This is a genomic window from Agrobacterium tumefaciens (assembly GCA_025560025.1).
Classification (GTDB): domain Bacteria; phylum Pseudomonadota; class Alphaproteobacteria; order Rhizobiales; family Rhizobiaceae; genus Agrobacterium.
In genome coordinates this window covers 2,723,065-2,737,136 of the sequence record CP048485.1, presented here as the reverse complement: position 1 = coordinate 2,737,136, position 14,072 = coordinate 2,723,065, and the positions used below count along the sequence as shown (strand labels likewise).

Genomic DNA, 14,072 nt, shown 5'->3' with positions numbered 1-14,072 from the left:
GGCACTCTGCGGGCGGAGCCGCAGGCGACCTGGCTGCTCCTCATTCTTCTGCTTATCGGCGTTTAATGGCGCGAACGGTCGTTTTGCGGCCGTCAAACGGCTTGGCGGCGATGGCCGCTTTTTCGCAAATAATGATCGTCGTCGTTCGCATCGCGTTCCCTGAAGGCCGGCATTTCCGGCAATGAGACACACTGAATTACGTCAGTATTGCTTACATAATATTTCATGAAGGACCGAGTCAAGATTAAAATCGATCCGGCGCAATAAAAAAACAAAAACGCCGCGAAATCCGACAGGATTCCGCGGCGCAATGGCTGCAGAGGTTGTTAAATTGCCCTGTTCACTCCGACGGCATGTCCAGCGTGCGGCTGAACCAAAGCGCGACCAGGGTACAGACCGCACCGGACATCAGGTAAATTCCGACCGCAAACAGTCCGAATTTGGACGAAAATCCAAGTGCGACAAGCGGGGCGAAACCGGCACCGATCAGCCAGGAAATATCCGAGGTGAGGGATGCGCCGGTATAACGGTATTCGCGGCTGAAGCGGGAAGCGAGCGCACCGCCCGCCTGACCGAAGGACAGACCAAGCAGCGAAAAGCCGATCAACACGAAGAGATAGCGGCCGATATCACCCGAACTCAGAAGGACGGGTGCAACAAGGCTGAACAGACCGATCAGCACTGCTGCGACAGCCAGAAGCTTCCGCCGGCCGATCCTGTCGGCCAGAATGCCTGAAACCACGATCATGCCACCGGCGATGATGGCGCTGACAAACTGCACGAACAGGAAGTCCGAAACACGCTGGGTGGTGTTGAGGGAAACCCAGCTCAGCGGGAAAACCGTGACCAGATGGAAGAGCGCGAAGCTTGCCAGCGGCACGAATGCACCTGTGACCACGACCGGAAACTGCGAGCGCAACATCTTGAACATGGGGCGCGGCTCCAGCTCGTGCTGTTCAAGCATGGCCTGGAATTCCGGCGTCACGATCATGCGCAGGCGGGCAAAGAGCGCGAGAACGTTGAGCGCCAGCGCCACGAAGAAGGGGAAACGCCAGCCCCAGGCGAGGAATTCCGCATTGGAAAGCTGTGTGACGAAAACGATGAAGAACGCGCTTGCGAGACCGAAGCCCATCGCCGCGCCGATCTGCGGCATCATGGCGTACCAGCCGCGTTGCTTCGGCGGTGCATTCATGGCGAGCAATGAGACGAGACCATCCCATGCGCCGCCAAGACCGAGGCCCTGACCGATGCGGAACACCGCCAGAAGACAGGGGGCAAGCACGCCGGCTTCCGCATAGGAGGGAAGAAAGCTGATCGCCATCGTTGAACCACAGAGCGTGAACAGCGCGGCCATCAGCTTGACGGCACGGCCGAACTTTCGGTCGATCTGGAGGAAGATCAGCGAGCCGATCGGCCTTGCGATAAAGGCCAGAGAGAAGACTGCAAAGGAATAAAGTGTAGCCGTCAGCGGGTCGACGAAGGAGAAGAAAACGTGCGGAAAAACGAGCGCGGAGGCAATGGCGTAGATAAAGAAGTCGAAAAACTCAGTCATTCTCGCAAGAATGACCGCAATTGTGATGCGATCCGGATCGACCTTGACCGGATCGGTTCCATGACCGTTTGCTTCCGGCGCCTGCCCAAAAGATGGAGCAGCATTGCTATAACTCATAATATTCCTCCTGCGTCATGGACGAACCATTTCCTGTAACGCGCCGGCTCCTCTTCCGTTGCGTTACGATGCGACGGATTGTCACACGCACCCTCCGTAACGTCAATTGAAGTTTGGCAAGAAAGGCTTGCCCGGGAAGCTCGCTATGCGATAATGCACCCGCTCCGTCTTCAAACGCAGCTCTGCCCGCACATGGTGCATCGCGAAGGTTTCGCTGCACCGCGACAATATACCTCATTTCAAAAATGATGTTCGGCAATTAATCGCGGCATAATCCAAACTGTACGAGTCCAAAGAACGTGCGCATGATCAAAAAACTCCCGTCCGCCCTTCTGGCAATCCCGGCACTGTTGCTGCTCAGCGGCTGCAACCTCGTGGTGATGAATCCTTCGGGTGACATCGCCATCCAGCAGCGCGACCTCATCATCACGTCCACGGTTCTGATGCTGCTTATCATCGTTCCGGTCATCGTCCTGACGCTGTTCTTCGCATGGAAGTACCGCGAATCGGCAAAGGCGGAGGATTACGATCCCGAGTGGCATCACTCGACGCGCCTTGAAATGGTGATCTGGTCGGCCCCGGTCGCCATCATCCTGATGCTCGGCACGGTCACCTGGATTTCCACCCACCGTCTCGACCCTTATCGTCCGCTGGAGCGTATCGACGAGAACCGCCAGGTCACCGCCGAGACCAAGCCGATCACGGTCGAAGTGGTGGCCATGGACTGGAAGTGGCTGTTCTTCTATCCCGAACTGGGCATTGGCAGTGTCAATGAATTCGCCGCTCCGGTCGATGTCCCGATCAACTTCAAGATCACCGGCACGACGGCGATGAACTCCTTCTTCGTTCCCGCACTTGCCGGCCAGATCTACGCCATGGGCGGCATGCAGACCAAGCTGCACGCCGTCATCAACAAGGAAGGCGTCTATGACGGCTTCTCGGCCAACTTCTCCGGCCCCGGCTTCTCCCATATGCGCTTCAAGTTCCATGGCCTGAGCCAGCAGGGCTTCGACCAGTGGGTGGCGAAGGCGAAGGAAGGCGGCAAGGGCTTCGGCCGTCAGGAATATCTCGAATTCGCCAAGCCGTCGGAGCGTGAGCCGGTTCAGTATTTCGCCTCCGTCGATCCGGAACTCTACAGCGCCATCCTCAACCGCTGTGTCGAGCCCAACAAGCTCTGCATGCGCGACATGATGCATATCGACGCCAAGGGCGGCGGCGGCAAGGAAGGCATCGACATCGCCAAGGCGCTGAACTCCGTCGTCTGCACGCCGCTTGCGCCCTATGGCGTTGCCAGCGGTCCCCAATCCACTCCGGCTGCGATCGAAGGTCAGACTTTCGAGCCTGCGGCGCTGCCGGAAACGAAACAAGTCGCTGGCTGACGGATACGTCCCGGCATTATGCGGCGCGGCCAATGGCTGCGCCGATCTTATGTCTTAGAATCGCAAGAGGCTAAAAATGATCGTCAATTCCGATCAAACGTCGTTCCTGTTCGGGAAGCTGACATGGGAGTCCATCCCGCTTCACGAGCCCATTCTCGTCGCGACCTTCGCGGCCGTGGCTCTGGGCGGTATCGCCGTCGTCGGCGCCCTCACCTATTTCCGCCTCTGGGGCTATCTCTGGAATGAATGGTTCACGAGCATCGATCACAAGAAGATCGGTATCATGTACATCATCCTGGCGCTGGTCATGCTTTTGCGCGGTTTCGCCGATGCCATCATGATGCGCGTCCAGCAGGCGATCGCCTCCGGCGGATCGGAAGGTTACCTTCCGCCGCACCATTACGACCAGATCTTCACGGCCCACGGCGTCATCATGATCTTCTTCATGGCCATGCCGATGATCACGGGTCTGATGAACTTCGTCGTGCCGCTGCAGATCGGCGCACGCGACGTTTCGTTCCCCTTCCTCAACAACTTCTCCTTCTGGATGACCACGGCCGGCGCCGTCATCACCATGATCTCGCTGTTCGTGGGTGAATATGCGCAGACCGGCTGGCTCGCCTATCCGCCGCTTTCTGGCATCGATGGCAGTCCGGGCGTCGGGGTGGACTATTACATCTGGGGTCTGCAGATCGCCGGTGTGGGAACGACACTCTCAGGCATCAACCTGATCGTGACGATCATCAAGATGCGCGCGCCGGGCATGACCATGATGCGCCTGCCGATCTTCGTCTGGACGTCGCTGTGTTCGAACATCCTGATCGTGGCCTCGTTCCCGATCCTGACCGGCACGCTCGCGCTTCTCACCCTCGACCGCTACGTTGGCACGAACTTCTTCACCAACGATCTCGGCGGCAATCCGATGATGTATGTCAACCTCATCTGGATCTGGGGCCATCCCGAAGTCTACATTCTGGTGCTGCCGGCTTTCGGCGTCTTCTCGGAAATCGTCTCGACCTTCTCCAACAAGCGCCTTTTCGGTTATGCCTCGATGGTCTACGCCACGGGCGTCATCACCATCCTCGCTTATGTCGTGTGGCTGCACCACTTCTTCACCATGGGTTCCGGCGCAAGCGTGAACGCTTTCTTCGGCATCACCACGATGATCATCTCGATCCCGACGGGTGCCAAGATCTTCAACTGGCTCTTCACCATGTATAAGGGCCGCATCAAGTTCGATGTGCCGATGCTGTGGACGATCGGCTTCATGATCACCTTTGTCATCGGCGGCATGACCGGCGTTCTTCTTGCCGTTCCGCCGGCGGACTTCGTGCTGCACAACTCGCTGTTCCTCATCGCCCACTTCCACAACACCATCATCGGCGGCGTTGTGTTCGGTGTGCTCGCGGGTATCGTCTACTGGTTCCCGAAGGCCTTCGGTTACCGCCTCGATCCTTTCTGGGGCAAGCTGTCCTTCTGGTTCTGGTTCATCGGCTTCTATTTCGCCTTCATGCCGCTTTACATTCTCGGCCTGATGGGCGTGACCCGCCGCATCAGCCAGTTCGAGGACAATTCGCTGCAGATCTGGTTCGTGATCGCGGCCTTCGGCGCCTTCCTGATCGCGCTCGGCATCGCCTCCTTCGTCATCCAGCTCATCGTCAGCTTCCTCAAGCGCGATCAGCTCCGCGACGTTACCGGCGATCCCTATCATGGGCGTACGCTGGAATGGTCGACCTCGTCGCCGCCGCCGGCCTACAACTTCGCCTTCACGCCGGTCGTCCATGACGTCGACGCGTGGGCGGATATGAAGAAGCGCGGTTATGTCCGTCCGCTTGAAGGTTACATCCCGATCCATATGCCGAAGAATACTGGTGCGGGCGTGATCATCAGCGCCATCAGCGTGGTGCTCGGCTTTGCGTTGGTGTGGCACATCTGGTGGCTGGCGGCTCTGTCCATGCTCGCCATCATCGCGGTCTCGATCGCCCATACCTTCAACTACAACCGCGATTACTACATTCCGGCTTCCGATGTTTCGACAGTCGAGGCGGAACGTACGAAGCTGCTTGCTGAACAGGCGTAACGAATATGGCTCATGCACCTGCACAAAGCGTCGACGGCGCTGAACCACCGGTCTTCTACCTGAAGGAAGACCACCACCCGGAGAACGGCACCTCGCTGGGCTTCTGGCTCTACCTGATGAGCGACTGCCTCATCTTCGCGACCCTGTTTGCCACCTATGCCGTTGTCGGCCGCAACTATGCGGCCGGCCCTTCGGGCGCCGACCTGTTCGATCTCAAGCTGGTGGCGATCAATACCGGCTTCCTGCTCTTCTCCTCCATCACCTACGGCTTTGCCATGCTGGAAATGGAAAAGAAGAAGGTGAAGTCGACACTGGTATGGCTTGGTGTCACCGGCCTGTTCGGCCTCGCCTTCCTCGCCGTGGAACTTTACGAGTTCCATCACCTGATCGCGGAAGGCGCCGGTCCGCAGCGTTCGGCGTTCCTGTCAGCCTTCTTCGCGCTGGTCGGTACGCACGGCCTGCACGTCACCTTCGGTATCATCTGGCTCGTCACGCTGATGTTCCAGGTCTCCAAGCACGGCCTGATCGCGGCAAACAAGCGTCGCCTGATGTGCCTTTCGATGTTCTGGCACTTCCTTGACGTCATCTGGATCGGCGTCTTCTCCTTCGTCTATCTCATGGGAGTTCTTTGATGAGTTCCGAAGCACACGCACACCACGACGCGCATGGCGACGACCATCACCATGATGGCGCGAGCCACGGCACCTTCAAGAGCTATATGATCGGCTTCGTCCTGTCGGTTATCCTGACAGCGATCCCCTTCTGGCTGGTCATGGGCGACGTTCTTGAAAACAAGACCCTGCTGGTCATCGCGATCATGGGTCTCGGCGTCATCCAGATCTTCGTGCACATGATCTACTTCCTGCACATGGACACCAAGTCCGAAGGCGGCTGGACCTTCATGGCGCTGATCTTCACCGTCGTGGTGCTCCTGATCACGCTCTCCGGCTCGCTCTGGGTCATGTACAACATGAACAAGAACATGATGCCGCTGCACATCGAAGATGTGAAAAACCTGCCCTGAGCAGCATAAATCAACGGCCTGCCGGGTTTCCGGCGGGCCGGCTAACGCACCAACACATAACCCCATCAAACGTGGTGCGATTTATGGGGTTATTTGCTGGAAGACCGGATGCCTGCGGCCGAAAGCGCTGCCGCGGCAAGCCGCATGGCCTTGCAAGGACTGTAAAATCATGACCGATCCATCGACAACCGCCCTGCAGAAGCGCCGTATCCGCCCCGCGGCAATCGTCGTCCTGTTTTTAACCATCGTCCTGACAGGCTCTCTGCTGGCACTCGGAACATGGCAGGTCAAACGTCTTTCCTGGAAGCTCGATCTCATCCAACGCATCGAGGCCCGCGCCCATGCGGTCCCTGTCGAGGCCCCTGCCGCCGCCGAGTGGCCGGCCCTTGCCGATCCCGCAGGCTATGAATATCGCCGCGTGAAACTATCCGGCACCTTCCTCAACGACAGGCAAGTTCAGGTCTATACGGTCAGCGATCTCGGCCCCGGCTACTGGGTGATGACGCCGCTCAGACGCGAAGACGGTTCAAGCGTTATCGTCAATCGCGGCTTCGTGCCTTCCGACAAACGGGACCCATCCTCCAGACGGGAAGGCGAACCCGCCGGAAATGTCGAGATCGTCGGATTGATGCGTGCGCCGGAAACCGGCGGGCTTTTCCTTCGAACCAACGATCCGGCAAATGGCCGCTGGTACTCCCGTAACATCCCGCAGATATCGCAGGCATCCGGCCTTTCCAACGTGGCACCGTTTTACATTGATGCCGATGCGACGCCAAATCCGGGCGGCCTGCCGATCGGCGGCAAAACCATGCTGACCTTCCCCAATAACCACCTGTCCTATGCCATAACGTGGTATATTCTGGCGGCCATGGTGGTTGCTGCCGGCTGGTACGTTCTGCGCAATCTCAATGCACCGAAACCGAAACGGGACAAGGATTGAGCAGCCGGTTTTACCGGATGGTTCATAAAATCACTTTCTTCTTCACGTTTTGCTGATCTATAACGACAGTTCGGCCTGACATTGCCCGTCGGCGCATTTTGTTTCGGTGAGTTATGGCAAGAGCATTTCTTCTCGTTCTGGATTCCTTTGGCGTCGGCGGCGCCCCCGACGCGGAGCGTTATGGCGATCTTGGCGCAAACACACTCGGCCATATCGCGGAATTCTGTGCAGCAGGCGCTGCCGACAAAGCGGGGCTTCGCTCCGGCCCGCTGAAACTGCCGAACATGTGTTCGCTCGGCCTGCTGGAGATCGCGCGGCAGGCAAGCGGCGACATTCCCGCCGGCATGGAACCGCCGGAGCGCATTTTCGGCCTGCACGGTTCCGCCAGCGAGATCTCAAAAGGCAAGGATACCCCGTCCGGCCACTGGGAGATCGCCGGGACGCCCGTAACCTTCGACTGGGGATATTTCCCGACGGAGGGCGAGGCCTTTTCGCCGGAACTGGTGGAAGCGATCTGCAGGGAAGGCGATATCCCCGGCATTCTCGGCAATTGCCATGCTTCCGGCACCGAGATCATCGCCGAGCTCGGCGAAGACCATATCAGAAGCGGCAAACCGATCTGCTACACCTCATCCGATTCCGTTTTCCAGATCGCCGCGCACGAAACGCATTTCGGTCTGGAGCGGCTCATCTCGCTCTGCGAGACGGTGCGCAAGCTGCTCGATCCGCTCAATATCGGCCGTGTTATTGCGCGCCCCTTCATCGGCGAGACCGCCGCCACCTTCGAACGCACCGGCAACCGCCGCGACTTCTCCGTTCTGCCGCCCGAGCCGACCCTGCTTGACCGGCTGGTGGAGGCGGAGCGCAAGGTGCATGCCATCGGCAAGATCGGCGACATCTACGCCCATCAGGGCGTCTCGCGCATCATCAAGGCAAATGGCAACAGTGCTCTGATGGATGCGACGTTGCAGGCCATCGATGAAGCCGAAAATGGCGATCTCGTCTTCACCAATTTCGTCGATTTCGACATGCTTTATGGCCATCGCCGCGACGTTGCCGGTTATGCCGCCGCCCTTGAGGCTTTCGACGCCCGTATTCCCGAAATCCATCGCAAGATGAAACCGGGAGATATCGCCCTTCTCACCGCCGACCACGGTTGCGACCCCACATGGCGGGGCACGGACCATACACGCGAAAGGGTGCCGATCATGGCATTCGGACCGGGCATCCGCTCGCGCGACGTCGGCATCCGTTCAAGCTACGCCGATATAGGCGAAAGCATCGCCCACCATCTTGGCATCGAGGCCGGTTCTCACGGCAGGAGCTTCATTTGACATCGCATTTGCTGAAAGCGGAAATTCACTGCCACCTCGAAGGTGCGGCCCCGCCCGCCCTCGTCGCGAAACAGGCGGAGAAATACGGCATCGACACCAGCGGTTTTCTGCGGGACGGCCAATATGTCTGGTCGGATTTCGCCGAATTCATCCGTTGTTATGACGCGGTGGCGCAGGTGTTCAAGACGGATGAGGATTACGCCGTCCTGACTGAAACCTATCTGACCGAACTTGCCGAAGCCAATACGATCTATAGCGAGCTGATCATTTCGCCCGATCATGGCGACCGCATCGGGCTCGGTGCCGACGCCTATCTGGCCGGCATTGCCGAAGGCATCCGCGTCGCAAAGGAAAAAACCGGCATCGAAACCCGCATCATCGTCACCGGCGAGCGGCATTTCGGTCCTGACCGGGTGATCGCGGCGGCCGAATATGCGGCCCGCGCCCGGCACCCGCTGGTGACCGGATTCAACATGGCCGGCGAAGAGCGCATGGGGCGGGTTGCAGACTATGCCCGCGCCTTCGACATTGCCCGCGATGCGGGCCTCGGGCTGACCATCCATGCCGGTGAGGTTTGCGGCCCGGAAAGCGTTGCCGACGCGCTCGACCTCGTCAAGCCTGCGCGTATTGGCCATGGCGTGCGCGCCATCGAAGATGCCGGTCTTGTCGCCCGGCTGGCCGAGGTGGGAACGGTTCTGGAAGTCTGCCCCGGCTCGAATATCGCGCTCAACGTCTATCCTGATTTTGCCAGCCACCCGCTGAAAGCTCTCAGCGATGCCGGAGTGCGTGTGTGCATCAGTTCCGACGACCCGCCATTCTTCTTTACCTCGCTTGCGCGGGAATATGCGCTGGCTGCGGATGAGTTCGGCTTCAGCGATGCCGAGATCAACCGTATGACACGGACCGCACTGGAATGCGCCTTCGTGGACGAGGAAACACGCGCGCGACTGCTTGCGAAACTCGATGGCGCCTGACGCTGCGGTTCGCGGGGGTAAAACCGCGAAGAAGGCTTGCGAAAAACGCACTTTCGGTGAATTACAGGGCATAAGATAAAAAGGAAGGCCAGTTTCATGGACGGCGTCACAGTCATCGAACATCCGCTGGTGCGGCACAAACTTACCATCATGCGCAAGAAGGAAACTTCCACGGCCGGCTTCCGCCGCCTGCTCAGGGAAATTTCAACGCTGCTCTGCTATGAAGTGACGCGCGACCTTGAAATGACGATGGAAACCATCGATACGCCGCTCGAAACCATCGAGGCCCCCGTGCTCGAAGGCAAGAAGCTGGTTTTCGCCTCCATCCTGCGCGCCGGCAACGGCCTGCTGGAAGGCATGCTTGAACTCGTGCCTTCGGCGCGTGTGTCCCATATCGGCGTTTATCGCGATCATGACACGCTGGAAGCTGTCGAATATTACTTCAAGGCTCCAGAAAGTCTCGATGCGCGCCTGATCATCGTTGTCGATCCGATGCTGGCAACCGGCAATTCCTCCATCGCCGCGGTGGAAAAGCTGAAGGAACGCGGTGCGAAGAATATCCGCTTCCTGTGTCTGCTGGCGGCACCTGAGGGTATCAAGAACTTCCGCGAAGCGCATCCCGATGTGCATATCTACACCGCCGCGATCGACAGCCATCTGAACGAGAAGGGTTATATCGTTCCCGGTCTCGGCGATGCCGGCGACCGCATGTACGGCACCAAATAAACCCGTTCATCATTGCTTAACCGTTTGAGCCATTCGCCGCCTCCACCAGCGGCGAATGGCTTTTTCTTTTAAGGTTTCAGCATGTTTTCCGTCTATTCTGGGCAAGAATAACCTGCCCCTGGAGGAGCAAAGGCTTGCTGACGCGCGCGATTTTTCTGCTTGTTGGCCTTTCGGTCGGTGCCACGCAAATTCCGGCGCTGGTGGAAAAATTTCAGCCGCGCCCGGAAGCAAGCATTGAGAAAGCGGAAGCCAGACCCGAAGCAGCCAAACCGGAGTCCGTCTCCCTTGGCGGTGTCAATCTGAAAGCGGATGCCCGCGGCCACTTCAACGCCACCTTCCGCATCAACGGCAAATCCTTCGACGGACTTGTCGATACCGGCGCTTCCATGGTCGCCATCAACGAGACGATTGCGCGCCGGCTCGGTTACGGCGTCAACAGCCTCGATTTTAAATACGCGATTTCAACGGCCAATGGCCAGACCATGGCAGCCTATGTGAAGCTCGACCGGGTGGAGATCGGCGCTATCCGGGTGCAGAATGTCGACGCCATGGTGCTGAAGGACAATGCGCTCGGTAACATGCTGATCGGCATGAGCTTCCTCAAACAACTATCGTCTTTCAAGGTATCGGGCGGCGAGATGCGGCTGGTCAGGTGACCCGCTCGAGAATGGGCGCATCGATCTCTGGCAAGCTGTCGGCAATTCCGTAGCAGGCCGCTACCCTTTTCACCGCACGTTCTGCGTCGTCGCTGGAAGCGGCGTGGACAATGGCGATCGGCTCGCCCTTTTCCACTTTCGCACCGAGCGGCAGGATATCCGAAATACCGACGGAAGGATCGATCGTGTCCGATGGCTTTTTTCTGCCGCCACCGAGCTCGACGACAACCATGCCAAGATCACGCGTGGCGCAGGAGGCGAGCAAGCCGCTACGCTCCGCCAGAACCGGAAGAATGACCGGAGCAGACGGCAGATAGCGGGACGGGTGCTCAACGAAGTCCAATGGACCGCCCAGTGCCGAAGCCATCCGTGCAAAGATTTCCAGCGCCCGACCGGAGGAGAGCGCAGCTGACGCCAGCGCCTCTCCTTCCTCCAGCGTGGCCGCCTTTTTCGCCTGCACCAGCATTTCCGCCGCAAACGACAGGACCACCTTTTCAAGACGGGTGCCGGCCTTGCGACCGGCCAGAAAATCCAGACAATTGATGATTTCGACCGCGTTGCCGGCGGCATCGCCAAGCGGCTGGTTCATGTCGGTTATCAGCGCCGTTGTCGGCAGGCCTGCGCCATTCGCCACATCGACCAGCGCGCGGGCCAGATTGCGGGCATCCTCGACGCTCTGCATGAAAGCACCGCTGCCGACCTTCACATCCAGAACCAGCGTTTGCAGCCCGGCTGCAAGCTTTTTCGACAGGATGGAAGCGGTGATCAACGGTATGGAATCGACCGTGGCGGTCACATCGCGAATGGCATAAAGGCGTTTATCGGCGGGGGCGAGATCGCCCGTCTGGCCGATGATGGCGCAGCCGACCGTCTTTACCGTCCGGCGAAACAACGCCTCGTCCGGCATGACATTGTAACCGGGAATCGCTTCCAGCTTGTCCAGTGTGCCGCCGGTATGGCCAAGGCCCCTGCCGGAAATCATCGGCACGGCGAGACCACAGGCGGCAACGATGGGGGCGAGCATCAGGGAGACATTATCGCCAACACCGCCGGTGGAGTGCTTGTCCGCCACCGGCCTGCCGAGATCGCTCCATGAGAGGATATCGCCGCTGTCGCGCATCGCGAGCGTCAGCGCCACCATCTCATCCCGGCTCATGCCGCGAAAGAACACCGCCATGGCAAAGGCAGCCGCCTGGCCTTCCGAGATGCCATCTTTCGAAAGCGCCTCTATGAAAGCGGCAATCTCACGAGGCTCAAGTGACAGGCCATCGCGTTTGCGGCGGATGATTTCCTGCGGGATCAAGCTCAATACCCGCTGGCGGCCTTGGCGGGCTCACCGCCGGCCAGCACGTTCAACACATCATCGAGAACACCCGAGGCGCCAAACCGGAAGGTGGACGGCATGGCCCAGTTGGGCGCCATGATGGTTTCCGCCAACCTGAGGTAAAGCGTGGCGTCCTCCACCGTGCCGATACCGCCGGCGGGCTTGAAACCCACCTTCTGCCGGCTGTCGCGGATCGCCTGCAACATGATGTCGGCTGCCTCCAGCGTGGCGTTGATCGCGACCTTGCCGGTTGAGGTCTTGATGAAATCGGCCCCTTCGGCAATGGCGAGTTCGGATGCGCGACGGATCAGCGCCTTGTCCTTCAACTCGCCGGTTTCAAGAATGACCTTGAGCATCACGGGTGCAACGCAGGCCTTGCGCACGGCGGCCACCATGCCGGAAACCGCCGTTTCATCGCCTGCTATGAATTTGCGATAGGGAATGACGAGATCGATTTCGTCAGCGCCGTCGCGGATTGCCGCCTCGGTTTCCGCAACCACGGTCGCGATGTCGAGATCGCCCGAAGGAAAATTGACGACCGTGGCGATGCGGATAGCATGGTCTTTTCCGAAAGCAGCACGGGCCTGCGCCACGAAACGCGGCCAGATGCAGATCGCGGCCGTATTGCCGTATTCCGTATGCGCCCGCTGGCACAGAGCGGCGATCTGCTCGGGCGTGCAGTCTTCCTTGAGATTGGTCAGGTCCAGCAAGGACAGGGTGAGGGCAGCCGCTTCGCGCGGACGCTGGAGTTCCATGGTCACGCTCCTCCTGCGATCATTTCCTTCAAGACAGCGGCAAGCCTCTTGCCGCCCACGGGAGCCATATCCTTGGTTTCTTCATGGCTCAGTTCCGCGCCGGTCATGCCGGCACCGTAATTGGTAATAACCGATGCGGCGGCGACGCGCATCCCGAAAAAGCGCGCAAGGATGACTTCCGGCACGGTGGACATGCCAACAGCATCCGCCCCCAGCAGCCGCGCCATGCGGATTTCCGCCGGCGTTTCGAAGCTCGGGCCGGAAAACCACATATAGACACCGCCGAACAAAGGCACCGTCGCACGGATGGCGGCGTTGCGCATGGCAATCATCAGATCAGGATCATAAGCGGTGGTCATGCCGACGAAGCGGCGATCGCTTTCCTCGCCGATCAGCGGGTTCATGCCGGAATAGTTGATGTGATCGGTAATCTGCATGACCGAGCCGGGCGGCATATCTTGCCTGACCGAACCTGCCGAATTGGTGAGGATAAGCGACTGCACGCCGAGACCGGCCAGCGCTTCGATGACGACCCGCATGGCCGCCGGATCGCCCTTTTCATAAAAATGCACCCGGCCGGAAAGCATCATGACAGGCTCGCCGCCGAGATAACCGGCCACCAGCTCGCCCGCATGGCCGGAAACGCCGCTTGCGGGAAAACCGGGAAGCTCGGCATAGGGTACCCGGACCGGATCGCTGACTTCTTCAACCAGCGAACCGAGGCCCGAGCCGAGGACGATGGCGACACGCGGCATCAGGCCGTTCAGGCGCTCCACCAGAATATCGATCAGGGTGTCCGTCATCAGGGTAACTCGGTCTTGAAGCTGGCAGGCAAGAGCTCTTCCATGGTCATGACCTTCTGGACGCCGGTTTCGTCACAGAGATAGATTTTCGTCTCCGGCGTCGCGAATTCGGCAATCTTCTGCCGGCAGCCACCGCAAGGTGGGCAAAGAGCAAGCTTTTCGGCGATGACGGCAATTTCGCTGATCTTCTTTGCTCCGCCCATGATCATGGCGCTGATGGCGGAAGGCTCCGCGCACCAGCCCTGCGGGAAGGAGATGTTTTCGATATTGGCGCCCTTGTAGATTTTTCCATCGTCGGCGCGGATGGCCGCGCCGACCGGAAATTTCGAATAGGGCGCATGGGCAAAGGCCATGGCCTCAACCGCTGCCTCGAACAACGCATGAGATGTCGGGTTGGAGGACATGGAT

General features: G+C 59.3%; 14 protein-coding genes. 9 read left to right on the top strand and 5 right to left on the bottom strand.

The features are described 5' to 3' along the window. Positions 1-340: 340 nt before the first annotated feature. Positions 341-1,669, bottom strand: coding sequence for an MHS family MFS transporter (locus tag FY152_13180; GenBank protein ID UXS33001.1), 1,329 nt, complete (start codon positions 1,667-1,669; stop codon positions 341-343). A gap of 305 nt (positions 1,670-1,974) precedes the next feature. On the opposite strand from FY152_13180, the gene cyoA reads away from it, so the two are divergent. The 9 genes from cyoA to FY152_13135 all read left to right on the top strand — a co-directional run bounded on the left by cyoA (position 1,975) and on the right by FY152_13135 (position 10,782). Further along, positions 1,975-3,048 carry a ubiquinol oxidase subunit II gene (cyoA, locus tag FY152_13175; GenBank protein UXS33000.1) on the top strand — a complete coding sequence of 358 codons (1,074 nt, stop codon included), beginning with the start codon at positions 1,975-1,977 and terminating at the stop codon, positions 3,046-3,048. A 76-nt stretch (positions 3,049-3,124) separates the two neighbouring features. Then, the gene (gene cyoB, locus FY152_13170) at positions 3,125-5,128 is read left to right on the top strand and encodes a cytochrome o ubiquinol oxidase subunit I (GenBank protein ID UXS32999.1); all 2,004 of its coding nucleotides are present in this window, start codon (positions 3,125-3,127) and stop codon (positions 5,126-5,128) included. Between the two features lie 5 nt (positions 5,129-5,133). Further along, positions 5,134-5,760 (top strand): cytochrome o ubiquinol oxidase subunit III, encoded by a 627-nt coding sequence (cyoC, locus tag FY152_13165; protein UXS32998.1) that lies wholly within the window; start codon positions 5,134-5,136, stop codon positions 5,758-5,760. Next, positions 5,760-6,152, top strand: coding sequence for a cytochrome o ubiquinol oxidase subunit IV (gene cyoD, locus FY152_13160; GenBank protein UXS32997.1), 393 nt, complete (start codon positions 5,760-5,762; stop codon positions 6,150-6,152). Before cyoC ends, cyoD begins: the two co-directional genes overlap by 1 nt. A 169-nt stretch (positions 6,153-6,321) precedes the next feature. Then, on the top strand, positions 6,322-7,092 hold the full coding sequence (locus FY152_13155; protein ID UXS32996.1) for an SURF1 family protein: 771 nt from the start codon (positions 6,322-6,324) through the stop codon (positions 7,090-7,092). A 113-nt stretch (positions 7,093-7,205) separates the two neighbouring features. Continuing rightward, positions 7,206-8,426 (top strand): phosphopentomutase, encoded by a 1,221-nt coding sequence (locus FY152_13150; GenBank protein UXS32995.1) that lies wholly within the window; start codon positions 7,206-7,208, stop codon positions 8,424-8,426. Then, complete coding sequence (locus FY152_13145; GenBank protein UXS32994.1) at positions 8,423-9,400, top strand: adenosine deaminase; 978 nt, start codon at positions 8,423-8,425, stop codon at positions 9,398-9,400. The genes FY152_13150 and FY152_13145 overlap by 4 nt, the downstream gene beginning before the upstream one ends. 96 nt (positions 9,401-9,496) lie before the next feature. Next, positions 9,497-10,126: a uracil phosphoribosyltransferase gene (gene upp / locus FY152_13140; GenBank protein ID UXS32993.1), complete on the top strand. Its 630-nt coding sequence runs from the start codon at positions 9,497-9,499 to the stop codon at positions 10,124-10,126. A 134-nt stretch (positions 10,127-10,260) separates the two neighbouring features. After that, positions 10,261-10,782, top strand: a complete 522-nt coding sequence (locus FY152_13135) for a TIGR02281 family clan AA aspartic protease (protein ID UXS32992.1) — start codon at positions 10,261-10,263, stop codon at positions 10,780-10,782. Here the strand turns inward: FY152_13135 and deoA are convergent. The 4 genes from deoA to FY152_13115 are packed head-to-tail and all read right to left on the bottom strand — an operon-like array spanning position 10,775 to position 14,068. After that, complete coding sequence (gene deoA, locus FY152_13130) at positions 10,775-12,085, bottom strand: thymidine phosphorylase (GenBank protein UXS32991.1); 1,311 nt, start codon at positions 12,083-12,085, stop codon at positions 10,775-10,777. The two genes, FY152_13135 and deoA, sit on opposite strands and share 8 nt — an antisense overlap. Positions 12,086-12,087: 2 nt before the next feature. Then, positions 12,088-12,861, bottom strand: a complete 774-nt coding sequence (gene deoC, locus FY152_13125) for a deoxyribose-phosphate aldolase (GenBank protein ID UXS32990.1) — start codon at positions 12,859-12,861, stop codon at positions 12,088-12,090. A gap of 2 nt (positions 12,862-12,863) precedes the next feature. Continuing rightward, a complete protein-coding gene (locus tag FY152_13120) occupies positions 12,864-13,664 on the bottom strand; it encodes a purine-nucleoside phosphorylase (protein ID UXS32989.1) in 801 nt (266 codons plus the stop codon). After that, positions 13,664-14,068: a cytidine deaminase gene (locus FY152_13115; protein UXS32988.1), complete on the bottom strand. Its 405-nt coding sequence runs from the start codon at positions 14,066-14,068 to the stop codon at positions 13,664-13,666. Before FY152_13115 ends, FY152_13120 begins: the two co-directional genes overlap by 1 nt. Positions 14,069-14,072: the final 4 nt, after the last annotated feature.